The 23,930-nt window shown below is 70.0% G+C and carries 24 protein-coding genes; 7 read left to right on the plus strand and 17 right to left on the minus strand.

Translation table 11 applies throughout. From position 1 onward, the window contains the following. Positions 1-490: 490 nt before the first annotated feature. Both ACTWPP_RS05950 and ACTWPP_RS05955 read right to left on the minus strand, forming a co-directional pair. The gene (locus ACTWPP_RS05950; RefSeq protein ID WP_443103067.1) at positions 491-928 is read right to left on the minus strand and encodes an ATP-binding protein; all 438 of its coding nucleotides are present in this window, start codon (positions 926-928) and stop codon (positions 491-493) included. A gap of 15 nt (positions 929-943) precedes the next feature. Then, on the minus strand, positions 944-1,297 hold the full coding sequence (locus ACTWPP_RS05955) for an STAS domain-containing protein (RefSeq protein WP_021597910.1): 354 nt from the start codon (positions 1,295-1,297) through the stop codon (positions 944-946). Between the two features lie 252 nt (positions 1,298-1,549). On the opposite strand from ACTWPP_RS05955, the gene ACTWPP_RS05960 reads away from it, so the two are divergent. Beyond that, entirely contained in the window at positions 1,550-3,859 is a 2,310-nt protein-coding gene (locus ACTWPP_RS05960; protein WP_443103068.1) for a DEAD/DEAH box helicase, read from the plus strand. 572 nt (positions 3,860-4,431) lie between these two features. Here ACTWPP_RS05960 and ACTWPP_RS05965 read toward each other — a convergent pair. Continuing rightward, on the minus strand, positions 4,432-5,019 hold the full coding sequence (locus ACTWPP_RS05965; protein WP_443103069.1) for a TetR/AcrR family transcriptional regulator: 588 nt from the start codon (positions 5,017-5,019) through the stop codon (positions 4,432-4,434). A 71-nt stretch (positions 5,020-5,090) separates the two neighbouring features. Here ACTWPP_RS05965 and ACTWPP_RS05970 point away from each other — a divergent pair, with 71 nt between their 5' ends. Continuing rightward, entirely contained in the window at positions 5,091-5,513 is a 423-nt protein-coding gene (locus tag ACTWPP_RS05970; RefSeq protein ID WP_443103070.1) for a VOC family protein, read from the plus strand. Between the two features lie 23 nt (positions 5,514-5,536). Here ACTWPP_RS05970 and ACTWPP_RS05975 read toward each other — a convergent pair whose 3' ends face one another. The 11 genes from ACTWPP_RS05975 to ACTWPP_RS06025 all read right to left on the minus strand — a co-directional run bounded on the left by ACTWPP_RS05975 (position 5,537) and on the right by ACTWPP_RS06025 (position 16,224). After that, positions 5,537-5,983, minus strand: coding sequence for a hypothetical protein (locus ACTWPP_RS05975; protein ID WP_443103071.1), 447 nt, complete (start codon positions 5,981-5,983; stop codon positions 5,537-5,539). A 331-nt stretch (positions 5,984-6,314) separates the two neighbouring features. Then, positions 6,315-7,541, minus strand: a complete 1,227-nt coding sequence (locus ACTWPP_RS05980) for a hypothetical protein (RefSeq protein ID WP_443103072.1) — start codon at positions 7,539-7,541, stop codon at positions 6,315-6,317. 223 nt (positions 7,542-7,764) lie between these two features. After that, a complete protein-coding gene (locus tag ACTWPP_RS05985; RefSeq protein ID WP_443103073.1) occupies positions 7,765-8,310 on the minus strand; it encodes an Rv3654c family TadE-like protein in 546 nt (181 codons plus the stop codon). Positions 8,311-9,136: 826 nt separating this feature from the next. Continuing rightward, positions 9,137-9,481 carry a TadE family type IV pilus minor pilin gene (locus tag ACTWPP_RS05990; protein WP_443103074.1) on the minus strand — a complete coding sequence of 115 codons (345 nt, stop codon included), beginning with the start codon at positions 9,479-9,481 and terminating at the stop codon, positions 9,137-9,139. A gap of 11 nt (positions 9,482-9,492) precedes the next feature. After that, positions 9,493-9,630 carry a DUF4244 domain-containing protein gene (locus ACTWPP_RS05995; protein WP_443103075.1) on the minus strand — a complete coding sequence of 46 codons (138 nt, stop codon included), beginning with the start codon at positions 9,628-9,630 and terminating at the stop codon, positions 9,493-9,495. A gap of 147 nt (positions 9,631-9,777) precedes the next feature. Continuing rightward, entirely contained in the window at positions 9,778-10,350 is a 573-nt protein-coding gene (locus ACTWPP_RS06000) for a type II secretion system F family protein (RefSeq protein ID WP_443103076.1), read from the minus strand. A 341-nt stretch (positions 10,351-10,691) separates the two neighbouring features. After that, a complete protein-coding gene (locus tag ACTWPP_RS06005) occupies positions 10,692-11,387 on the minus strand; it encodes a type II secretion system F family protein (RefSeq protein WP_443103077.1) in 696 nt (231 codons plus the stop codon). Beyond that, the gene (locus tag ACTWPP_RS06010) at positions 11,384-12,535 is read right to left on the minus strand and encodes a TadA family conjugal transfer-associated ATPase (RefSeq protein ID WP_443103078.1); all 1,152 of its coding nucleotides are present in this window, start codon (positions 12,533-12,535) and stop codon (positions 11,384-11,386) included. Before ACTWPP_RS06010 ends, ACTWPP_RS06005 begins: the two co-directional genes overlap by 4 nt. Continuing rightward, positions 12,532-13,611 carry a septum site-determining protein Ssd gene (gene ssd / locus ACTWPP_RS06015; RefSeq protein ID WP_443103079.1) on the minus strand — a complete coding sequence of 360 codons (1,080 nt, stop codon included), beginning with the start codon at positions 13,609-13,611 and terminating at the stop codon, positions 12,532-12,534. The genes ACTWPP_RS06010 and ssd overlap by 4 nt, the downstream gene beginning before the upstream one ends. A 1,172-nt stretch (positions 13,612-14,783) precedes the next feature. After that, positions 14,784-15,389 (minus strand): pentapeptide repeat-containing protein, encoded by a 606-nt coding sequence (locus ACTWPP_RS06020; RefSeq protein ID WP_443103080.1) that lies wholly within the window; start codon positions 15,387-15,389, stop codon positions 14,784-14,786. A gap of 43 nt (positions 15,390-15,432) precedes the next feature. Continuing rightward, positions 15,433-16,224: an oxidoreductase gene (locus tag ACTWPP_RS06025; RefSeq protein ID WP_443103081.1), complete on the minus strand. Its 792-nt coding sequence runs from the start codon at positions 16,222-16,224 to the stop codon at positions 15,433-15,435. Positions 16,225-16,466: 242 nt separating this feature from the next. On the opposite strand from ACTWPP_RS06025, the gene acs reads away from it, so the two are divergent. From acs to ACTWPP_RS06050, 5 genes are all read left to right on the plus strand, one after another. Continuing rightward, on the plus strand, positions 16,467-18,434 hold the full coding sequence (gene acs, locus ACTWPP_RS06030; protein ID WP_443103082.1) for an acetate--CoA ligase: 1,968 nt from the start codon (positions 16,467-16,469) through the stop codon (positions 18,432-18,434). A 414-nt stretch (positions 18,435-18,848) separates the two neighbouring features. Continuing rightward, a complete protein-coding gene (locus ACTWPP_RS06035; protein WP_443103083.1) occupies positions 18,849-19,097 on the plus strand; it encodes a Na+/H+ antiporter NhaA in 249 nt (82 codons plus the stop codon). A gap of 13 nt (positions 19,098-19,110) precedes the next feature. Continuing rightward, the gene (locus ACTWPP_RS06040) at positions 19,111-19,542 is read left to right on the plus strand and encodes a phage holin family protein (RefSeq protein WP_443103084.1); all 432 of its coding nucleotides are present in this window, start codon (positions 19,111-19,113) and stop codon (positions 19,540-19,542) included. A gap of 8 nt (positions 19,543-19,550) precedes the next feature. Next, entirely contained in the window at positions 19,551-20,474 is a 924-nt protein-coding gene (locus tag ACTWPP_RS06045) for an alpha/beta fold hydrolase (protein ID WP_443103086.1), read from the plus strand. A 186-nt stretch (positions 20,475-20,660) separates the two neighbouring features. Next, complete coding sequence (locus tag ACTWPP_RS06050) at positions 20,661-21,023, plus strand: DUF309 domain-containing protein (RefSeq protein ID WP_443103087.1); 363 nt, start codon at positions 20,661-20,663, stop codon at positions 21,021-21,023. Position 21,024: 1 nt separating this feature from the next. On the opposite strand, the gene ACTWPP_RS06055 is transcribed toward ACTWPP_RS06050, so the two are convergent. From ACTWPP_RS06055 to nth, 3 genes are all read right to left on the minus strand, one after another. Continuing rightward, positions 21,025-22,221 (minus strand): MarP family serine protease, encoded by a 1,197-nt coding sequence (locus ACTWPP_RS06055; RefSeq protein ID WP_443103088.1) that lies wholly within the window; start codon positions 22,219-22,221, stop codon positions 21,025-21,027. A gap of 192 nt (positions 22,222-22,413) precedes the next feature. Then, positions 22,414-23,010, minus strand: coding sequence for an NUDIX hydrolase (locus ACTWPP_RS06060; RefSeq protein WP_443103414.1), 597 nt, complete (start codon positions 23,008-23,010; stop codon positions 22,414-22,416). A 115-nt stretch (positions 23,011-23,125) separates the two neighbouring features. Then, positions 23,126-23,896 (minus strand): endonuclease III, encoded by a 771-nt coding sequence (gene nth, locus ACTWPP_RS06065; RefSeq protein WP_443103089.1) that lies wholly within the window; start codon positions 23,894-23,896, stop codon positions 23,126-23,128. Between the last annotated feature and the right edge of the window lie 34 nt (positions 23,897-23,930).

Genomic DNA, 23,930 nt, shown 5'->3' on the forward strand with positions numbered 1-23,930 from the left:
ACAGCCCACGCCGCAAGACCACTCGCGACCGACGTCGCCATGGCGAGACACGAACGGTCAGCCGGTCAGCTTGATGGTGAGACAGGACTGGTCGGCTGCGAGACCGTCCCGGGGCCGCGCGAGCGGGCTCGTGAGGGCACGCGCGAGCGGGCTCGTGAGGGCACGCGCGAGCGGGCTCGTGAGGGCACGCGCGAGCGGGCTCGTGAGGGCACGCGCGAGCGGGCTCGTGAGGGCACGTGCGGGTGCTTGGTGGAGGCAGTGGTGGGAGATCAGCGGTGGGGAAGGAGGCGCGGGGGTGGGAGGGGCCCTGAGGTGTCGTGACGGGTCGGGGGCGAACTGGGGGCGGGGTGTCCTGGGGGCGGGACGTTTCGGGGCCCAGACGCCCTGGAGCCCGGGGGTCCTGGCGCCCTGGGCGCGGGGTCGGGGCGGGACGTCGAAGGCCCCGCCGGGTTCGGCGGGGCCTTCGGCCGTTGGTGGGGACGCGTGCGCGTCAGATGGTCGCTTCCGCCTCGGCCGGCCAGCTCATCCGTATCTGGACACCCTTGGGCGTGGCGGCGATCTCCACGTCGTCGGCGAGCCCGGCGATGACGGCCAGCCCCAGCTCCGCGGTGCCCTCGCCCAGGGCGTACTCGAACTCCTCCGCGTCCGGGGTCGTGGGGAGGCCCGCCGCCGCGTCCTCGGGGACGGTGTCGCTGACGGTCACCTCGAAGCGGCGGTCGGCGCCGCTCAACTCCAGGCGGACGGGCTCGTCCGGGCAGTGCAGGCGATGTGCCTCCACGGCACGCGAGCACGCCTCGCCGACCGCGAGCCTGACCTCGTCCAGCAACGGCTCGGCTACACCGCTGCGGCGGGCCACGGCGGTCACGATCAGCCGGGCGGTCCGGACATGGACGGGCAGCGCGCTGAAGGACAGTTCGACGGTCGACATCTCAGCTACAGGCCGCTACTTGGCGCCCTTGCGCTTCTCCTCGGCCTCGGCGATCGAGTCGTGGATGCCGAAGACCTTGGTCAGCCCCGTGATCCGGAAGATCTTGAGGATGCGTTCCTGGGTGCACACCAGCTCCAGCGAACCGTCGTGGGCGCGCACCCGCTTCAACCCGCCGACGAGGACGCCGAGGCCGGTGGAGTCGAGGAACTCCACCTTCTCCATGTCCACGAGCAGGTGGAACTTGCCCTTGTTGACCAGGTCGATGAGCTTCTCGCGAAGCTTCGGCGCCGTGTAGACGTCGATCTCGCCCTCCACGTTGATGACGGTGAGGCCATCGTCAGTGGTGTAGTCGTTCACCTTCAGGTCCACAGAGTCCTCCAGCGCGCCGTGCAGCACTATCTGATCTCGATCTTCGAGCCAACCGGGGCGGCGGTTCGGCCATCGAGAGTTCGCCGTGATTCAACCACGCTCCGGCGTCGTACACGCACGTTATCGCCCACACGGGCGAAAGTTCGCGCCATCCCGTCTGACCTGCTGATCCAGTGGCCAGGACAGGGGGACGGGCACACCGGCGCCGGGGCGTTCCCGTAGTTTTGCCCCGGCTGGCAAACTGAAAACCTGATGGGCGCCCAAAGATCTTCCTCCCCCCTCGACCGGCTGCTCGCCGACCCCACGCGGCGCGAACGCATCACCCATGTGGAGAGCGTTCCCGCACGTCAGGGCCGTCGAGCCGACTGGCCCGCCTGGTCAACGCCGCTATTGGTCGAGCGGCTGGCCGCGTCCGGAATCGAGGCGCCCTGGCAGCACCAGGCCGCCGCCGCCGAACACGCCCACGCGGGCCGCTCTGTGATCATCGCCACAGGGACGGCGTCCGGGAAATCCCTCGCCTACCTGCTGCCTTCCATCGAGGCGATCTACGCGGGGGACGAGAATCCTCGCCGCGAGGGGACTGTCCTCTACCTGTCGCCGACCAAGGCGCTCGCCGCCGACCAGCTCCGCGCCCTGCGCTCCTTGCGCCTCACGCGCGTGCGCGCGGCGACCTATGACGGCGACACGCCACAGGACGAACGAACATGGGTCCGGCAACACGCGAACTACGTGCTGACAAATCCGGACATGCTCCACCGGTCGATCCTGCCAAGTCACTCCCGCTGGTCGTCGTTCCTACGCCGCCTCCGCTACGTCATCATCGACGAGGCGCACGGCTACCGCGGCGTCTTCGGATCGCACGTCGCGCACGTCCTGCGCCGCCTGCGCCGGCTGTGCGCCCGCTACCACGCCGACCCGACCTTCATCCTCGCCTCCGCCACCACGTCGGAGCCCGCGACCACCGCGTCCCGCCTCACCGGACTGGACGTCGTCGCCGTCGACGACGACGCCTCACCACGCGGCCCGGCGACGTTCGCGCTCTGGGAACCGCCGCTCACCGAACTGCGCGGCGAGCACGGCGCCCCCGTCCGCCGCACCGCCACCGCCGAAGCCGGCGACCTTCTGGCAGACCTCGTCGTCGAAGGCGTCCAGACACTCGCGTTCGTCCGCTCCAGGCGCGGTGCAGAGTCGGTGGCACTCAGCGCCAAGCGCGCTCTGCACGAGGTCACTCCCGCCTTAGCGGAGCAGGTCGCCGCCTACCGCGCCGGCTACCTCCCCGAGGAACGGCGCGCTCTGGAAGCCGCACTCCGCTCCCGTTCGATCATCGGCCTGGCGAGCACGAACGCCCTGGAACTCGGCGTCGACGTCTCCGGGCTTGACGCCGTCCTCGTCTGCGGCTGGCCCGGCACCCGCGCGTCCCTGTGGCAGCAGTCCGGACGTGCCGGACGTTCCGGCCAGGCGGCGCTGTCCGTGCTGGTGGCCCGCGACGACCCGCTCGACACGTTCCTCGTCCACCATCCCGAGGCGATCTTCGGGACACCGGTCGAAGCCACCGTGCTCGACCCCGACAACCCGTACGTCCTTGAACCCCACCTTTGTGCAGCGGCGTCCGAGATGCCGCTCACCGAGGACGACCTCCCGCTCTTCGGCCCCTCCACCGCCGCCCTGCTGCCCGACCTCGTCCGCCGCGGCTTCCTCCGCCGCCGCCCCGCGGGCTGGTATTGGACGCGCCGTGACAAGGCCGCCGGGCTGGCCGATATCCGGGGAGCGGGCGGTGAGCCCATCCAGGTCGTCGAACTGGGCACCGGGCGACTCCTCGGCACCGTCGACGAGTCGTCCGCGCACACCACCGTCCACGATGGGGCCGTCTACATCCACCAAGGCGACTCGTTCATCGTCCAAACCCTCGACCTGGACGACTCGGTGGCGCTCGTCGAATCCGCCGACCCGGACTACTCGACGACCGCCCGCGACGTCACCGACATCACCATCGTCGAACGGCTCCGCTCCAGGTCCTGGGGCGAGGCCACCCTCTGCTTCGGAACCGTCGAAGTCACCCGCCAGGTCGTCGCCTACCAGATGCGCCGCCTGCAGACAGGCGAGATGCTCGGCGAAAAACCCCTCGACCTCCCGACCCGCACCCTCCGCACCCGCGCCGTCTGGTGGACGCTCTCCGACGCCCAGATCTCCTCTCTCGACAGGCTCGACCTGGCCGGCGCCGCCCATGCAGCCGAACACGCCTCGATCGGCCTGCTCCCCCTCTTCGCCACGTGCGACCGCTGGGACATCGGCGGCGTGTCCACCGCCGTCCACCCCGACACCGGGCTCCTCACCGTCTTCGTTTACGACGGCCACGAGGGCGGCGCGGGCTTCGCCGAGCGCGGCTACGCCGACGCCGCCGAATGGCTCCACGCCACCCGCGACGCGATCGCGTCCTGCGAGTGCGACTCCGGCTGCCCGTCCTGCATTCAGTCACCGAAATGCGGCAACGGCAACGATCCCCTGGACAAGCGCGGCGCCCTGGACCTCCTGGCCATCCTTCTAGCCCAGGCTCCGGCATAACCACCCGCGCCCACTCCGGCCGCATTCTCCACCAGGCAGCGCATCCAGGCCTGGGCGTACTTGGCCATGGCGTTAGTGACAGACGGCTGCTGGTTGGCCGGCACCTAGGCAGCGCCACACGCAACGTGGCCGCCCCACGCCCAGCCACGACCAACCCCCACACGATGAGCAGCATCGCCTGACCACCCAGCCGACACACCGCCCCAACGCGACACCGATCCAACCAGCGAGACGGGGCGGCAGGGGTCGACATCAGGGAGACGTCCGGGCTCATCCGACGACACGTCGCCGTTCGTCCCGCACCGCCTCCACCACACGCTCGCCAGACCGCGCCGCACGATGCCCCCGACCACCTGGCCAACACACCACACCAGGGGCGACACCGACCCGACCAGCCACCACATCCACTGCGCGCCCGGCGGGACCGTGCCGCGCTTTCGTCGGCCGCCTGGGCCCGCCCCAATCAGCCTGGTGGTTGAGGCACACACAAGGCCTCACCCATCGACGCCGACACCACCTGCCGGGCACGGCGCTCGCCGCACCTGCGGCCGCCTCACTGAGCCATGCCCCGATCAACCAACACGTAGGGCATCAAGCATCTGCGCCAGCGCCGACCTCGTATCGGGCAGGTTCGCCGTGGGGTCACCGGACGCGGCCAGCCACAGCGCGGCCTCATTCATCGCGCCGGACAGCAGGTGAGTCAGCGGCGCGACCGGCTGAGGAGCGATCAGGCCCGCACTGATCAACTCGGTGATCACGTCGGCGAGATGGCTGGCCGAGCCGGCCTCGTCCAGTGCCCGCCACTCGTTCCAGCCCAGCACCGCCGGACCGTCCACGAGCATGATCCGCTGGATGCCGGGAGCCGTGCTGGCGGTGAGGAATGCCTGGCAGCCCGCCGTGAACCGTGTCCACAGGTCGTCCTCGGCGTCGGCGGTCTGCGCCACCGTCCGGGCCACCTCCTCCTGCACCTGTCCCAGGACGGCGCGGAAGAGGTCGGCCTTGCTCTCGAACAGGTGGTACAGCGCGCCTTTGGTGACCCCCGCCGCACCGACGATCTCGGAGAGGCTCACCTCGCCGTACCCGCGAGTGGCGAACAGCCTCCTGCTCTCGCGCAGCAGCGCTTCTCGCGTCCGCTCCCGCTGCCGTGCCCTGACGTTCACGCATCCTCCTTGACATACCAGCGGTATGTTAGTGTAGCTTCACATACCACTGGTACGTGAAAGGAGTTTCCATGCGACTGACCAGCTTCTACCCGGTGATCTGCACCCCTCAGCCAGCGGCATCTCACCGCTTCTACACCGAACTGCTGGGGTTCGAGACGACGTTCGAGGCCGACTGGTACGTGAGCCTGCGCCGTCCCGGAACGTCCCCCTACGAACTGGCCTTGCTCGACTACACACACCCGACGCTGCCGGAGGCGTATCGCACACCCGTCCAAGGGCTGCTGCTCAACTTCGAGGTGGAGGACGTGGACGCCGAATGGGAACGGCTCGTCCTCCGGGAAGGTCTGCACCCTGAACTCCGGCTTCGCGACGAGGACTTCGGGCAGCGTCACTTCATCGTGGCGGACCCGAACGGCGTCCTCATCGACGTCATCACGCCCATCGCCCCATCAGAGGCCTTCGAGGCCCAGTACTCAAACCCGGCCGGCTGAGACGAGGCGTCCTCCGACCACCGTCAGTTCGGAGCGACCCGCTGAGCCGGGACGGACGGCTGATCGTCAATGCCGCGCCGCGCCTGAGCCAGGGCCTGCTGCAGCTTCCGCCGCTCAATCTCAAGCGTCTGGAGGGACTCCTCATGCTCGTCCCGCAGGTCCCGCAACTCCCGGCGCATGTTCACCGCACGTTTGAACCCCAGCGCCGCGACCATCATCCCCGCCATGAAAACGATGGCGACCACGGCTCCGGCCATGAAGACGTGCCACTGCTCCGTGATCCCCGGAACGCTGTCGCCGAACATGGTCACCTGAGCGTCGCCCGTGTTGTCCAGCACCACGGCGACACCGGCCACGATGGCGGCGAGCGTGACGATCAGCCCCAGGAAGATCATGCGGAGGGTCTCCTCTCCATCAGGCCCTTCTCCTCCCGGACGGAACGGGCCGAGGTCGCGGACGACAGGACGCATTGCCGGACGATCCGGGTGATCCACCCGGCAGGCAGCCTAGACCCTGCCCAAACCGCCCGCCAGCCCTCCCGATCAACACCCCGGCACGCAACTCGAACCGTCCCCACTGCGACTGGAAGACCTGCACCTATCAGGACAGCACGACCACATCAAGACACAACGGAGCCCCACGAAACCGCTCAGCACCCAAGGACACAGCCCGACATCCCCGCCCGGCCGACATGAGCGGTGACGAGATCACCGGTGCGCCAATAGAGGCGATCACACCACGCGCAACGCGAAGATCTCCCGACAACCAACCCGCAGCGATACCAAAGCTGCTCAGGCTCGGTTACTTGCGGCGGCGGGCGCGCTTGGGGTTCGCGCCGGACTTGGCGGCGATGCTGACGTTCACGCCGCTGGCCCCCTTGCCGAGAGTCGCGGGACGGCGCGCGGGCTTCGCCTTGGCCGACGGCGGAGTCAGGACCATCGTTTGACCCGAGCGCGGGGCCTTCCGCCCCAGACCGCCCTTCTTGGCGTTGCCGCCGACCGCCATGACCGGGGCCGTCTTCGCGCGAGCCTCGGCGCGTGCGATCTGCTCGCGGGTCTTGCTGACCCGCCGGCGGCCGGTACCGCTACGCGCGATCCGGGCCGCCATGCCCTTGTTGCTCGTCCCCGCCTGGGCGACACGAAGGCGACGCGTCCAGGTTCCGAGATGCGCGGCGACGATCAGAAGGATCAGCGCGATACCTACGCTCTTGCCCCACTGGAGCCGGTCCGTCGCGGCGATGTTCTGGGCCTTCGGCGAGTCGGTGGCGATCTGCGGCGCGGGGTAGGTGAACCCGGGCGTCGCCCCGTCGGGCTGGACGGACGGGAGGGTCACCGGCGACTCGTTGTTGAACGGCGTCAGCGGGGTTCCAGTGCTGGGCGCCCCACCCGTGGGGAGGGACGGCGCGGAGCCGCCGGGCAGCGACGCCGCACCGCCGCTCACCGTGGCGTTCGCGGTGGCGGTGCTCGAGTACAGCGATCCGCCCGTCCCGGTGGGACGCTGGGCCCGGATGCCCACGGAGACCGGACCGCTCGACCGGGTCAGCGACAGGCTGGTGGAGCAGCTCGTCCCTTGGCAGAGGGAGTCCACCGAACCGGACTTGGACTTGACCCCGGAACCCGAAAGCGCGTAGCCGCTCAGGTCGTCTTCAAGGCCGCGGTTCCACTTCACGACGAGTTTGCTGCCGGACACCCGGGCGGACACACCGGTGGGCGCGGCCGGCGCGATGCGCACGGTAAAAGTGTTGGAGTCGTAGATGTGGCCGGTCTGCTTGCCCTTCAGGTAGACCTTGTAGCTGCCGTTCCGCCGGATCGGGAACGTCCCGGACATGTCACCGGCGAGGCCCTTCTCCTGGAGGAACGTGTTGCCGATCCCAGGGCCGTCGACCCACAGCTGCATGGTGAGCGCGAAGTCGAAGTGAGCCTTGGCGGTCAACTCGGAACCGCTCTTGATGACCGCGCCGTCCGCCGGGGTGATGACGCTTGTCGTGGCGGCCTGCGCGGGGAGTGCGCTGAGTACCGGGAAGCTCATCGCAAGGGGGGCCGCTAGCGCGGCTGCACCGATCCTGCGAATGATGGTCACGGCCTCAATCCCTTCGACAGCGTTCTGCTCGTCTCATCCCGCTGAGGGCCTCGCGGGGCTCACCGTCCCGTGCGATAACTACACGCTTACGGCAGCGTAACGTACCACCGGGTAGCAGAAGTCACAGGACGATGACAAAGAGACTCGTGTTTCATCGCCGGCACCTCCCCGCCTATTGACACTCAGTGCAACGAGCCGTGTCGCGTAAGGGTACGCCCTCCTGCTTCACAGGGCCAGCCCTTGCCCGCGATAGGACTTGCACAGCGCCCAGCCCCATGGGCACCACCACGTCCACCGTCACCGACACTTCGACGACGTCTCCCTTCACCTGGCACCGCACCAATCGCGCCCCGGACTCGACCGCGATCCTCTTCGCACTCCCACACGCGCCCTCTCCGCCCGCCGCCAGCCGGGCGGCCCCAGCCAGTGCCGCCAGATCAGCCGCCGCATCCACCCGATGCCGAGCACCTCGCACCCCACCGATGGCCACCGCCGCGATCCCGCCCACCCAGATCACGGCGGCAAAGGCCAGAACCCAGATCGTCCCCGACCCACGATCCGCCCCGAACACCCGCACTCGCTCACCAACCCCTGCCACCACATCCACCCCCTCCCAATCCAGTACCGCCACTGGCCAAGCCCCAAGACGGACCCGCCACCCGCCACCGGGGCCCTTCACCACTCCGCGCGACCACACGTCTTCAGCAGGCCACCCCACGGCAGCGACACCCGGTCAACCCACCAACCCATATGCATTTCGCGTCACCACAAGGCCCGCACACCTCGCGCTACACCCGAACGCCCCATAACGCCCCATAACGCCACCTAACAGAGCCACAGGGCCCTCACACGGCCACACGGCTAACGGCCGTGAACGTTGCGCGCAGGCTGAGCGCACCGGCGCACAGCCACGCGCCTCGCGGTTCCACAGGTCTGACGGACCGACCCCACATCGTCCGCCGCTGACTCATGGCCGTGTTCTCAGCATCGATCGCCTGGGGAACTGGCGACCCAACCGAAGCCTGAAGGGGGCGGCCTCCCAGCCGTTGGCAGGGAGGGCGGCTCCGAACGTGGTGGTACCCCCCGTCACCGCCCTGAACGGCGCCCGTCTCTGTCCTCTCCACACGACCTCCACGAGACCGCACGACGTGGCCGCACCCCTCGCCACCGCCCTGAACAGCCGCCCGCCACCGGCCTGTACGCACGGCCTCCGCGAAGCCGCGAGACGTGGTGGCCACCGCCCCGGACGGCGCCCGTCCCCTTTTGCTGCGTAGGCTCTCCGCGAGGCTGCAAGGGGAGCGCATGTCTTGCGGAGCGGACGTACGTCGCGAAGTCCCAGGCTGGATCCGACGCCCGCAGGGGTGGGCTTCCCAACTCCGTGGTCGCCCGCTGTGAGACGCCACGATGCTGCACAGGTTTGCAGCTTGTGCAGTGAGTATGCGGTCGCACTGGGTGCCTCCGGCTGGGTCGGGTACTTCTTGTGCGGTGCGGCGGTGCGGCGGTGCAGCGGCCCTTGGTGGTGGCCGGTGTGGGGTGGTGGCGGCTCAGTTCTTGTCGGGCGGGACGCCTGGTTCTGTTGCGGCGGCCACGTGGGCGTGGACGGTCAAGGACGGAAGGCCTGCTGCCGCCGGAGGCTTGACGGGGGCGGAGACGTCCACATGGACGGTGGCCTCATCTCGGGTCACCCGCACCGTGGCTCCCTTGGGGACGGCCTTTACCACCAGCTCGCGGACGGCGGTCAGGGACTCGCCTCTGGCCGCTGCGCGGGCGCCGGAGCGGGCGGCGTCGGTGCATGTGAGCTGAACAGATGCGGCCGTCAAGCCCCACAGCGCCATCGCGGTCACCAGGACCAGGGTGGGGAGTGCCACGGCGATCTCCGCCGTGGCCATCCCGCGATCCCTCAGCCGGCCAGCTTGAGGGCCTTCTCGATGATCTGTAAGAGCAGCTCCTTCACCTGCGGACTGGTCACGATCTTGAACAGCAGTCCGGCGAACGCCGCCGCGGCGATGGTGCCGACCGCGTACTCGGCCGTGGACATTCCCCGGTCCCTGCACAGGCGGGGCCGTCGGCGCACCGCCGTCTGTATCGCCCGCATGGGGCTCCTCTCCCTTGTGGTGGTTCGGTTCAAAGGCTGCTGAGCCGCGGGGTTGGGTGACGGGTGAACGTCGCACTGTGGATAACCCGGTCACCGCGGCAGGAGGATCGTCGAGGCGATCCCGGCGACGGCCGGGACGACGCCGAGCAGGACGAAGGCGGGAAGGAAGCACAAGCCGAGTGGGGCGAGCGCGCGGATGCCGGCCGACCGTGCTCTGGCCGCCGCGGCCGAGCGCGCCACACGCCGCTGGTCTCGTGCGAGGCGGCTCAGGGACGGGGCCAGTGCGGCGCCGGTGGACGCCGCCCTGACAGCCGTGCGAGCCAGCGGCGCGAGCATCGGCTCCTTCGCGAGCGTGAGCCATGCTTCGGCCGGGTCGGCCCCTAACCGGATCTGGATGGAGACCGCTCGCAGCTCGTCCCCGAGCGGGCCGCCCACCGCGTCCGCGACGGCGGTGACCGCGTCGTGCCAGGGGGCGCCGCCGCGCAGGCAGGCCGCGAGAAGATCCACCGCCACGGGTAGGTCCGCGACAAGGCGTGCCCGCCTGCGTCTACGTTCCGCGTTCCCCAGGCGGCCGAACGAGAACCAGACGGCCACCGCGACCAGGACACCGATCGTCGTGCCGGTCGGTCCGCCGAGCGTGACTGCGCACAGCACTCCTGCCATGCCCGCAGCCAGGCGCCGGAGGAGGACGTCGCGTCGCTGGGCCGCTGCTTCCGCCTTGCCGGATCTGTGTTCCCTTCTCTGGTCCGGGTTCTGCCGTGTTGTCCGGTGTATGGGTCTCCGGAACTGGTCGCTCAGCCGGGTCGCGGCCGGGTTCCTGCCCGTGGGGAGAAGGAAGGCCGACGCTGCCGCGCATAGCACGGCCATCAACGCCATCATCAGAACTCCTTTGAGCGTGGAAGCCCGTGTCTGGGGACGGGACGGACGGTGGTGCGTCTTCGGACGGCCAGGGGCGGGGAAGGCGTTGGCCTCCGCGTGCTTCGGTTGCCTGGTGGCGCATGGCGTTAGCGGGTGGACTCTGCGGATTTGGCCAGGTGGCGGGTCCAGTAGAGGCCGGTCAGGTTGAGGGCCGTGCCTGCGATCAGGCACGCCGCGCCCGGAAGGGTGCCGCAAAGGAAGCGGATCGGGTGCGCGCCCAGGGCCGCGGCCATGGCCAGGCCCAGGAGGGGTAGTGCGGCGAGAAGGCGGGCTGTTGCGCGGGGACCTGCCAATTGGACGGAGACGTCCTGGCGTTGGGACTCTTCGTCGCGGAGGGCGGCGGCCAGTCCGTCCAGGACGGTGGCGAGGGTGCCGCCGCGTTCGGAGCCGACTCGCCAGCAGGCCGCCAGGAGTCGGAGACCTTCGGCGCCTGGTCGGGCCGCCATTTCCCCCAGGTGTTCGGACGGTGGGCGGGGGATGCTGAGCAGTTCCTTCGAGACGTGCGGGTCGAGGACCGTGGCGGCCGCTGTGAACGCCTCGTCGGGGGTCCGGCCCGCGGCGAGTTCGGCGGCCATGGCGTCGCAGAGTTCGATGACGGATGTGCGCCGGCGGTGGGGCCGGGTTCTGCGTTCTCGGAACGCATCCGCTTTGGCTTTGACGAGGAGGAGCGGGTTGTCGGGCGGGCGGGTGACGAGGCGGTCCAGGCGACGGGCAGCAGGGGCAGGGGTCAGAAGTGTCCAGACGGCGGCGGCCGAGCAGAGAATCGCCAACGTGTTGATCACGGGCTTTCTCGCAGCCGGGTGGCGAGGGACTCGGCGCCCGGGGACGGGATGACCTCGCCGGACGCGGTGAACGAGACCGCGGGGACGACGCCGACCAGGCCGTCGGGCGCTCGGCGGAGAAGGCAGATCTCCGCCACCCGGCGGCGCCCTCCGCCCGGCTCGCGGACCAAGTGGACCACGATGTCCAGGGCGGCGGCCAACTGGCTGTGGACGGCCTCCCGGGTCAGGCCGGCGGCGCAGGCCAGGGCTTCGAGGCGGGCGGGCACATCCCCGGCCGTGTTGGCGTGAAGGGTGCCGCAGCCGCCTTCGTGGCCCGTGTTCAAAGCCTGCAGCAGGACCACTACCTCCGGGCCCCTGACCTCGCCCACCACTAGACGGTCGGGGCGCATGCGAAGGGCCTGGCGGACGAGGTCGTTCAGGGTGACGCCCCCGGCGCCCTCCATGTTGGGCGGTCGTGCTTCCAGCCTGACCACGTGAGGGTGGGACGGTTTCAGCTCGGCGGAATCCTCGACCAGGAGGAGCCGTTCGGCGGGATCCGCCAGGGACAGGAGTGAGCTCAGCAGGGTCGTTTTGCCGGTTCCCGTTCCACCGGTGACCAAGAAGGCGGCGCGGGACTTGATCAGGGCGGCCAGTAGTTCGGCGCCCTCAGGCGGGATGGTGCTCGCGGCGATGAGCTCGTCCAGCGTGAACGCGCGGCGGCGAGGGAGCCGCAGGGACAGGCAGGTCCCGGTCGCGGCCACGGGCGGGAGAACGGCGTGCAGCCGCACTCCGCCCGGGAGCCGAGCGTCGGCGTACGGGGCGGCGGCGTCGAGTCGTCGTCCGGCGGCGGCGGTGAGACGCTGGGCCAGGCGGCGGAGGGACGGCTCGTCCGGGAACCGCAGGGCGGTGCGGACGAGGCCGGAGCCCGTGTCCACCCAGACCTCGTCCGGGCCGTTCACGAGGACGTCGGTGACGTCCGGGGAACGCAGCAGCGGCTCCAGGGGCCCGGCGCCGACGAACTCGGCGTGCAATTCGTCGGCGAGCGTGAGCACTTCGCGATCGCCGAGCAGCCGGCCCTCCGCGCGCAGGGCCGCGGCGACCCGGCCGGTGGTCGGCTCGCCGCCGGAGTCGGCCAGCCTGTCCCGGATGGCATCGGACAGCCCGGTCATGCCGCCTCCTCTCGGTACGCGTACGGCTGGAGGGCGAGGTTCGCGAGGACGCCGGTGCAGAACTCGGCGAGAGGGCCCCGGCGGCAGGCCCGTTCGAGGCCGCCCTCGTCGATGGCGGTGGGGAGGCGACGATCACGTTCGAAGGCGCCGGCGGACGGGATGTCGAGCGCATGCGCGACCGCGTCGGTGGTGAGCCCTCCGGGCGCCGGGCCCTGGACGACGAGGCGCACGTCGGCGGTGTCGCGGCGGAGGGCGGCGGCGAGGCCGTCGGCGGCGACGGTCGCGCGGACCTCGGCCGGGACGAGCAGGAACGTGATGTCGGCGGCGCGCAGGGCCGCGCGGCCGACGTCGCCGGGATAGCGGGGAACGTCCACGATGACCAGGTCGAAGCCGCGGACGGCCGCGTCGAACAAGGACCGGACGGCGTCGTCGGAGACCGGGACCGGTTCACCGCGCCGCCAGGACAGGACGGAAAGCTCGCCGGACCGCGGCAGCGTCTCGCGCAGGGTGGCGGTGTTCAGCCTGCCCCGCCGTTCGGCGAGGTCGTGCCAGCGGACACCCTCGTGCTCCTCCAGCCCGAGCATGAGGTCGACGCCGCCACCGAACGGGTCGGCGTCGACGAGCAGCGTGCGCAAGCCCTGGCCCGCGGCCGTGAGCCCGAGCGCGGTGGCGAGCACGCTGGCTCCCGCGCCGCCCCGTGAACCGACCACGCAGACCGTGGTGGCCCAGCCGCTCTCGGGTTCACCGGCCGCGGCGAACGCGTTGATCAGCCAGTCTTCGTGGTCGGGCAGGGCGGCGACGTCCTGCGCGCCGGCCTCGACGGCCAGGCGATACGTGTCGGACGTGGCACCGTCGCCGGTGACCAGGACGACGCCCGGACGGCGCTGGAGGCCGCTGGACGCCACGTCTTCGGCCGCGTCGGCGCCGACAAGGATGAGGGCCGGCCACGTCCAGGCGGCCCTGGCCTCATCGGCGCTGTAGGCGACTTCGGCGTGGGCGTCGGCGGCGGCCGCGAGCCGGAGCAGGCCGTCGGCGAGGGCGGGGTCGCCCGTGACGATCAGTGCCGCGAGGTTCATCGGATACTCCTTCGACGTTCGGTGGAATCCACCTTGCGACGCTGCGTGACGGCAGTGAAGACGTTCCGTGAACTGTGGATAACTTCGCTCCGCCCTCCCTCGGCGGGGCCGAGCCGCGCCCCTGAACACACCGCGGCCGAACCCACCGCGGCCGAACCCACTCCGCCCGAACCCACCACAGCCGGAATCACTCGCGCGAACACCCGACGGACGGGCGCGCCTGGGGGGTGTGGGTCGGCGGCGCGGGTTGGGTGGACGTGTTCGAAGGCCGACCGCAAGTGGTGAGCGGGCAGTGTTGGTCGCGCGTGTTGGGGAGGGCTGGTGGCCCGGGTGGCGGCGGGGCGGTGGCGCGTGGTTCGTCTGGCGCCACCGCCCGGCCGCTTCACGGCTGGGCGACCCCCGCCGGGGGGGAGAGCGGGGGTCGCCGGGCGGTCCGGCTCCGGGGGGGTAGAGCCGGCCCGCTTTCCCAAGAAAGTCTCGGGGGAGTTCGGCGTAAGCCGTGTGCAAGTTCGCCCTATGGCAGAGGCAAACTCACTGACTCCAGTCTAGGCAGATACAACATATGCTGCCCGATGGTCGAGAGTTTCGTCGAGGTGCAATCTTCCCTCCCTGGGTGACGATTCTTCTCACCTGGTCGGGACGATGCCCTCGGCGTGCGGCGCGACGGTGCGCACAAGGCGCCGTCCCGCCCTCGGCAGGCACCCCGTTCCGCGCACAAGGAGTGCATCGGGACGGAAGTGGGAGCGTACAGGAGAACTAAAGATCTTTCCGGCCGCCCCGCCGGATCTGACGTGAAATAGAAACGATCACCGTGAGTGATCAATTGCGGAACCACAGAGATGGTTACGGATAGTCCGGAATGGCGTGTTCCATCCCATCTTGCCCCTCACAAGGCACCGGTGTCCCGTCCGGCGCGGCAGCCGCTCGGCCGACGCGATTTCCGAATGGGGGGCTTGTCAGCAGGTCAAATGAGGCGTAGACAGGTCATACGGACCACGTGTCCGAGCACGGCAGCCGGGCACCCACGCGCGACCAGCCGCGGGAGGCGCGTCGAGACGGGCTTGACCCGGTCCGACGAATTTGAGGTGCACGCTTGGTAACCCGGTGTGACGTGACTGGCGGCGGCGTCTCGTAGAGGGGCGCCGTTCGCTTTGCCTCCGGGCACGGCGACGCTAGTCGCGGACTTCCAGTCCGAGAGCCGTTGCCAGGACGATCGCCTGATACGGATCGATCACCGCGCGCCTCAGTTCGACGGTGAACGGGTCCATCCCCGAGATGTCGCTTCCGCGTAGATCGCAGCCGGAAAAGTCGACCTTGTGGAGTGACGAACCTGACAAGTCGACGCCGCGAATCTCGGCTCCCGCGCACCTCGCACCCGTGAGATCGACTTCGCGCATCCGCACGTCCGTGAACGACGCGCGGCGGAGGTCGGCGCCCGGAAGGCCGGTGAACGACCAGTCGCCGCCCTTGACCTTCAACAGGTCGTACGTGCAGCCGTCGAACATGCTCCCGATGAGCTTGCATCCGCTGAACGTGGCGTCAAAGAAACCACACCGCACGAACGTGCAGTTCAGGAACGCGGCGTCCGTGTGGGTGGACACGTTGAAACGCGCACCGCGGAACGTGCAATCGGTGAAGACGGCACCGACACCACTGGCCTCGGTCATATCGACGTCCACGAACAGGACGTTTTCGTGCTTCTCACCTGTCAGGTCACGCGAATCCCAGTTCGCCGACGAGATGGTGGTGTAGGTGGGTGCCGCCGGTCGCCCGTGCATGCGATCTGCCATACGCACAGCATGGACCCGCCGGCTGACAGGATCAGCCGCGCATGAACGCTTCGCAGATGGCCTGCGAGTCCCGTGCGGCCGCTGCCACAGCCGCCGCGCAGTGCCCGATCCACTGCGCCACGCCCTCGGAGGTACCGGACGAGTAGGCGCGGAGCGTTTCGGCGTAGTCGTCGGCGAGTTCCAGGTGCCCGACCTCTGGCGCGGCGAGCGACTTGGGGTCCAGCCCACGGGCGACGAGGGTGAGCCGCTGGGCGGCACGGGCTACGAGCCCGTCTCCCCAGCCGAACGGACGCAACGTCAACAGCTCACCGTGCACGATGGCCCCGACCACCAGCGCCGGTGCCTTCGTCGACTCCGTCAGCAGCCCGCTGAGCGTGTCCAGGCGGACGGCAACTTCGGACGGCGAAGGCGGCTCACCGAGACCCAGCACGTCTTTCACAGTCCCGTCGTCCAAGCGCGGACGTCCGAGATCTGCGTTGTCGACCACGTCCGCCGCAGCGAGAACGTGAAGTCTTGCGAGGGCCTGCCGGGGGGCCCTCCGCCACGTCTCTGTCAGCGTCCCCAGTTCGGCGGACACACGCAGGGAGCCCTGGACGACCGGGTCGGACGGGTTCTCAGTGGTGCGAAGCTCGTTCAGCGTCACCGATGCGCCTTCGAGGACGGCCGAGGCCCGGGCCCCGCGCAGCGCGGACTCGGTGGAAACCTCGGCGCTGCGGCGCCGCAGGATGCGGTGGCCGAGCAGCCGGTCCACGGCGGAACGCGCGTCATCGACGGCGTCGGCGACGCCGGGCAGGTTCGCTACATCAGCAAGGGCATCGGTCACGGACCGACCCTATGCGGTCACCCGCAACCCCCAAGCAACGCCCCACAGCCGTGGACGACGGAAGCGATTTCGGCGCGGCAGACTGGGAAGGCGTTGTACTGAGCATCACACCACACGATCCGGAGCACGGGAACCGGTCGCGCTCTTCTCCGACATCCGGAAGGCGGCCTTGTGGGGACCGGCGCCTTCCTGGTGAAGTGGGGATACCGGGCGACCCCGCTTCAGCTAGCAAGGAGTGCGCGTTGAGCCAGAGCCAAGAAACACTGTCGAATCTTCTTCAGGAGACCCGGCGCTTCCCCCCGCCCGCAGAGCTCGCCGAGTCGGCCAACGTCAAGGCCGATGCGTACGAGCAGGCGGCGGAGGACAGCCTGGCCTTCTGGGCGGAGCAGGCTGACAGGCTCACCTGGACGAAGCGTTGGGACGACGTCCTGGACTGGAGTAATCCACCGTTCGCCAAGTGGTTCGTGGGCGGTGAACTGAACGTCGCCTACAACTGCGTCGACCGTCACGTCGAGGCCGGACGCGGAACCAAGGTCGCGTTTCACTGGGAGGGCGAGCCCGGCGACTCCCGGACCTTGACCTACGCCGACCTCCAGCGCGAGGTGAACAAGACCGCGAACGCCCTGCTCGAACTGGGCGTCCGCAAAGGTGACCGGGTCGCGATCTACCTGCCGATGATCCCGGAGCTGCCGATCTCGATGCTGGCGTGCGCACGTATCGGCGCCACCCACTCCGTCGTGTTCGGCGGTTTCTCCGCAGAGGCCCTCCGGACACGCATCGATGACGCGCAGGCCAAGCTCGTCATCACCGCGGACGGCGGGTTCCGGCGCGGCAAGCCGTCCGACCTGAAGGGGATCGTGGACGAGGCCGTCGCGCAGGCGCCGACGATCGAGCACGTCCTCGTCGTGCGCCGCACCGGCGAGCAGGTGGCCGAGAACGACCGCGACCTGTGGTGGCACGACGTCGTGGAACGGCAGAGTGACCAGCACACCGCCGAGCCCATGGACTCGGAGCACCCGCTGTACATCCTGTACACGTCCGGCACGACCGGAAAGCCGAAAGGCATCCTGCACACCACGGGCGGCTATCTGACCCAGTGCGCGTACACCCACTGGGCGGTGTTCGACCTGAAACCGGAGAAGGACGTCTACTGGTGCTCGGCCGACATCGGCTGGGTCACCGGGCACTCCTACATCGTGTACGGGCCGCTCGCCAACGGCGCGACCAGCGTCATTTACGAGGGGACGCCGGACACGCCCAACAAGGGCCGCTGGTGGGACGTCATCCAGAAGTACAAGGTGTCCGTCTTCTACACCGCGCCCACGGCGATCCGCACGTTCATGAAGTGGGGCGACGACATCCCAGCGGAGTACGACCTGTCGTCGCTGCGCGTGCTGGGGTCGGTCGGTGAGCCCATCAACCCCGAGGCCTACATCTGGTACCGCAAGCACATCGGCGGTGACCGGACCCCGGTGGTGGACACGTGGTGGCAGACCGAGACCGGCGCCATCATGATCAGCCCGCTGCCCGGCGTCACGGAGGGCAAGCCGGGCGCGGCGATGCGTCCGCTGCCGGGCATCGCCGCGGACGTGGTGGACGACCAGGGCCGGTCGGTGCCGAACGGCGGCGGCGGGTTCATGGTGGTCAGGGAGCCGTGGCCCGGCATGCTGCGGACGATCTGGGGCGACGACGAGCGGTACGTAAAGACGTACTGGTCGCGTTTCGAGGGCCTGTACTTCGCGGGTGACGGCGCCAAGAGGGACACCGACGGCGACATGTGGCTGCTCGGCCGCGTGGACGACGTCATGCTCGTGTCCGGGCACAACATCTCCACGACGGAGGTGGAGTCGGCCCTGGTCGCGCACCCGAAGGTCGCCGAGGCGGCGGTCGTGGGCGCGACGGACCCGGTCACCGGGCAGGCCATCGTCGCGTTCGTCATCCCGCGCGGCGACGCCGGCGGGGACGTGGAGGGCGAGGAGTTCCTGCGGGAGCTGCGCGACCACGTCTCCAAGACGCTCGGCCCGATCGCGAAGCCCCGTCAGATCATGATGGTGCCGGAGCTGCCCAAGACCCGCTCCGGCAAGATCATGCGGCGGCTGCTGCGGGACGTCGCCGAGAACCGCAGCGTCGGCGACGTCACCACGCTCGCCGACAGCACGGTCATGGACCTCATCTCCGAGAAGCTGCCCAGCGCCAAGTCCGACGACTGACCCGAACGAACGACACGGCCCGCGCCCGGTGAACAACCCACCGGGCGCGGGCCGCCGTCATGTCAGCGGCGGCCAAGGCGGCTAGGCGAAAGCAGGCCGGCCAAGGCAGGCGGGGCAAGGCGGGCGGGGCAAGGCGGGCCAGCCAAGGCGGGCCAACCAAGGCAGGGCGGCCAAGGCAGGGCGGCCAAGGCAGGGCGGCCAAGGGGTGATCGCCGGACGGGCGCACCGCCGACGTCGGACGCGTCGACCATGCGCTCCGGCCGTTTTCGGCAGGGGTGCGCGTGCCGGTTTCGCGTTCCTGTCGGCGCGGGGGTTGGGCTCGGCTCGTCCCAGACGGGGCCGTGTTCAGCCGCCGGGTGGCCCTCGGCGTGATGGCGGGGCTGGTGATCGGTAAGTTCGTGGGCGTCTTCGGGGGTGCCCGGCGGCCGTCCGGCTCGGCCGGCCAGCCTCGGGGACGACCTGCACCGGCATGAGATCGCGGGAGTCGCGCTGCTCACCGGGGTGGGTTTCACCGTTTCGCTGCTGATCGGCGGTTTGGCCTATACCGACCCGTCACAATTCGAGAGAGTGACGACTGCGGTCCTGATCGCGAGCATTCTCGCCTCGGCGGCCGCGGCCGTCGTCTTCCGGAGAAGGGTGCGTCTCCGCGCGCGCCCGGACTAAGGAGAAAAGCGATATGTCGGAGGCTCTACCAGGTGAGCGCGTCGAGGACCGGTCCGTCGGCGATCTGGTCGCGCTGGCGTCCAAGAACGTCTCCAACCTCGTCAGGGCGGAGATGGACCTGGCCAAGCTGGAAATCAAGGCCGACGCCAAGAAGGCGGCGCTCAGCAGCGTGATGTTCACGATCGCCGCGGTGATGGGCGGGGTCGTCGTCATCATGCTGTCGATCTCGTTCGCGTACGCCCTGGTGGGACTCGGCATCTGGCACTGGCTCGCGTTCCTCATCGTCGCGATCGTGTACGTGTTGCTCGCGATCGCCCTGATGTTCATCGCCAAGCGGTTCATCAAGAAGATCGAGGGGGCGAAGCGGACCCGCAAGACGCTGAAGGACGACCTGGCCACGCTGCGCCGCCGCGGCGACTCCGATGCCCCCGAGCTGACGGCCTGACCCACGCCATGTCGGGGAACGAGGCATCACCGATCGAGGTCGACGGACCGTGGACCCACCGGCAGGTCAGCGCCGGCGGGACGCGGTTCCACGTCGCCGAAGCCGGTGAGGGGCCTCTCGTCCTGCTCCTGCACGGTTTCCCCGAGTTCTGGTGGTCGTGGCACAACCAGCTCGTGTCGCTGCCCGCGGCCGGCTACCGGGCGGCGGCGGTCGACCTGCGCGGGTACGGCGGCAGCGACAAGCCGCCGCGCGGCTACGACCTCGTCACGCTGGCCGGGGACGCCGCCGGGCTCGTCCGCGCGCTGGGGGAGGCCAACGCGATCGTCGTCGGGCATGACTGGGGTGGGCTGCTGGCCTGGACGATGGGCGTCTACCACCCGAAGGTCGTCCAGCGGCTGGCCGTGGTGAGCGCCCCTCATCCGCTGCGGTTGCGTCAGGCCATCACCGGTGATCCGCGCGGGCAGGGGTGGGCGACGCGCCACACGTTCGGTTTCCAGTTGCCACTGTGGCCCGAACGGCGACTTGTCCGCGACAACGCGGCGCTGGTGGGGAGGCTCTTGCACGACTGGTCCGCCCCCGGCTGGCCGGACGAACGCACGGAGCAGCTCGTCAGGAAGGCCGTGCAGATTCCGGGGGCGGCGCACAGTGCGCTGGAGTACCACCGCTGGCTCATCCGTTCAGTGGCCCGCCCGGACGGTATCCGCTACGCGCACCGTATGCGCGCCCCCATCCAGGTGCCCACGCTCCAGCTGCACGGTGCCCTCGACACGTGCACCCTCCCGGGCAGTGCCCAGGGCTCTGGCCGATACGTGGCGGCCCCTTACCGCTGGAAGCTCATCGACGGGGCCGGTCATTTCCCTCACCAGGAACGTCCCCGCGCGTTCGACGCCCAGCTTCTCGGCTGGCTCGCCGACCCCGAGCCCGAACGCTGAGCGCGAGCCCACACGCTGAGCGCGGAGCCCGCCCGCTGGGGTGCGGAGCCCAGGACGCTCGGGAATGGAGGGGGCGCGTACCGTGGAGGCATGCGGGATCGGGACGAGTCTGGACGCCCACGCAACGCACGGCCACGCGACGCGTACGGACGTCCCCTGCCTCACGGCGCGTCCGGCATACCCACGATGCCCGAAGACCTCGACATGCCACCCGCCGAGGCCCTGGTCGAGGCACAGCGACTCCTGGACGAAGACCGTCCGTTCCATGCGCACGAGGTCCTGGAAGCGGTCTGGAAGGCGGCCCCAGAGCCCGAACGGGAGTTGTGGAGGGGCCTGGCACAGGTCGCGGTAGGGATAACCCATCTGCGCCGCGGAAACGCAGGCGGAGCCGAAGCGCTCCTCAGCCGCGCCGCCGATCGCCTAGTCCCGTACGCGGCCGCCCCTCCGCATGGCATCGACGTCCAGGGAGTCGTTCGACGCACACGTGCCCTGGCCGCCGACCGTCCTTCGGGGGACGGCCCGATCACCGTCCGCCTCACGGAGGCGTAGCTCAGTCGGAGCACCTCTGCGTGGACACCGGTTCCGTGGCGTTCCGTCCCGCGCGCACGTCCGGGGCGACCTCGTCCGCGGTGAGGGCGTAGCCGGTGGACTGCGTGTCCAGCGCCGCCGCGAAGATGACGCCGAAGACGCGGCCGTCGGTGGTCAGCAGCGGGCCACCGGAGTTGCCGGGCTCGACCTTGCCGCGGATGGCGTAGATCTCGCGGCTGACCTGGCCGGAGTGGTAGATGTCCGGGCCGCGCGCCGTCTGCCGGGCGCGGATGCGGGCGGCGCCCGCGGTGAACGGCTGGTTCTTCGGGAAACCGGCGATGATCGCGTCGTCTCGGACGCGGGCCTCTTCGGCGAAGTCCAGCGCGGGCGCCCGCAGCCCCGGCACGTACAGGACGGCGATGTCGCGCTTGGGGTCGTACAGGACGACGCGTCCGCGGCCGGTCTCGCCGTTCACGGTGGCCACCCTCGACTGGCCGCGGGCACCGGCGACGACGTGCGCGTTGGTCATGATGTGCTGCGGCGCGAACACGAACCCGGTGCCCTCGATCCGGCGCTGGCACTGCGGCGCCGTGCTGACGATCTTCACGATGCTGGCGCGGGCGGCCTTCAGTCCCCTGGTGTTCAGGACGGACTCGTCCGGCGGCGGCACCTGCACCACGGACTCGCCGCCGAGGCCGTTGAAGACCTGCGGGAATTCGCTGCTCTTCACGAAGCCCTGGAACGAGGTGAACCAGGCCTGCGCCTGCGGGGGCATCACGTCGTTGATGCCGCCGATGATGGAGGAGCTCTTGACCTGTGTCCGGACGGGCTTGAACTCGGAGTTGGCGACCAGGCTGCCGAAGAACCAGGCGACGATCAGCAGCGACATGGCGCTGACGAAGGTGCCGCCGACCGCGTCGGCCGTGCGGGCGTTCATGCCGGTCACCCGGTTGCGCAGGATGGCGCCGAGGGAGGACGCGAGCAGCTGCCCGAACGTGGCGGCCAGGAACGCGATCACGATGGCGAGGAGGGCCTGTTGCGCGGCGCCCTCCACCGCGGCCTCGGCGATCGGCGGCGCGATCAGCACTCCGGCGACGCCGCCGCCGACGAAGCCGACGAAGCTCAGCAGGCTCACGATGAAGCCCTGCCGGTAGCCCGAGACTCCGAACAGCACGACGAGCACGAGCAGTATGAGATCAAGGACGTGGTCGTGCAGCACCGCTTCACCGTATAGGTCCGCGCGCCCCCTTAACGTCCCCTCGATGTACCAGATTCGGGTGCGTTGTATAGCCGTCGGGTGTGATGCACGTCCGTTGCCGTAGCCGCCCGGGATGAGATCATCCGCCTGACCTGCGGTTCGTCCCGTCGCGGTGGGTGCGGGCCGGTCACCGCGGCCGGTTCGGGACGGTTCTCAGCCCCGGGACGCGAGGTTGAGAATCTCAGGCGGCAGATCCTCGATGCGGCCGGTGTCCCAGGGGCGGTTCCAGCCGCCGGCCTCCAGCACCTGGGTGAGCAGCGTCGCCGTGAACCCCCACACGAGCATGTCCCGGACGTGGAACGCCGGGCCGAGCTTGATCCCGGACGGGTGCCGGACCATCATCCGGTTCGCCGGGTCGACCAGTTCGTCGATGGGGACGCGCGCGACGGCCGCGACCTCGCCGGGGTGGCCGGGCGCGACGTCCGACGGTTCCCGCCACCATCCGGCGACGGGCGTGACCCGGTGCTCGCTGCGCGGCAGGTACAGCTCGGGCAGGGAGCAGAGGACGTCCACGCCGGCCGGTTCGACGCCGGCCTCCTCCCACGCCTCGCGCAGCGCGGCCGCGACGGGCCCGTCGTCCTCGGGGTCGATGCGGCCGCCGGGGAAGGCGGGCTGACCGGCGTGCTTGTTGAGCGTGGCCGCGCGTTCGGTGAGCAGCACGTCGGGGCCGTCCGGTCCCTCGCCGAACAGGATCAGGACGGCGGCCGCGCGGGCGGGGGAGGCGGGCCGGAGCATCGGCGGCACCGGCATCCGGGGGCCTTCGACGCGGAAACGTTCGAGCCATGGCGGGCAACTGGGGGCGGTCTCGGTCACGTCCGTCCCAACTCCGCGGCGCCCGGGTTCCTTCCCCGCGCCCCCGCCCGGGTCACGAGAACGGCCCGGGTTTGACGAGCTTGCGGGCGGTCTCCTCGTCGGTCGGGCCTTCGCCGAACGACGGGCACAGCCGTGCGAGGGGACATGCGCCGCAGGCGGGGCGGCGCGCATGGCAGATGCGGCGGCCGTGCCAGATCAGCCTGTGCGACAGCATCGTCCAGTCCTTGCGGGGGATGAGTTCGCCGATCTCCTGTTCGACCTTCACCGGGTCGTCTTCTGCCGTCCAGGCGAATCGGCGCGCCAGGCGGCCGAAGTGGGTGTCGACGGTGATTCCGGGGACGTCGAACGCGTTTCCCAGGACGACGTTGGCCGTCTTGCGTCCGACACCGGGCAGGGTGACGAGGTCTTCGAGGCGTCCCGGGACCTCTCCGCCGAACCGGTCGCGCAGTGCGGCGGACAGCCCCATGACCGATTTGGTCTTGGCGCGGAAGAACCCGGTGGGTTTCAGGATCGTCTCGACGTCCTCGGGGTTCGCGGCGGCCAGGTCTTCCGGGGTGGGGTATTTGGCGAACAGTCCCGGCGTGGTCAAGTTCACCCGTATGTCGGTGGTCTGCGCCGACAGGACGGTCGCGACGAGAAGCTGGAACGGGGTGCCGAAGTTCAGCTCGCAGTGCGCGTCGGGGTAGGTCTCGGCCAGGATCCGGTTGATCCGGCGCGCACGCCGCACGAGCGCGAGCCGGGTCTCGGGCTTGCGCCCCGCACCGCCCCGCGGGGTGCGCCCGGCCTTCTGAGCCGCATTGCTCGGGGCCGCATTGGTCGCCATGCCGCCAGGGTAGAGCCTTCCTTAAAAAGACGAG

It is taken from the genome of Actinomadura sp. 3N407 (assembly GCF_052245875.1).
Taxonomy (GTDB): domain Bacteria; phylum Actinomycetota; class Actinomycetes; order Streptosporangiales; family Streptosporangiaceae; genus Spirillospora.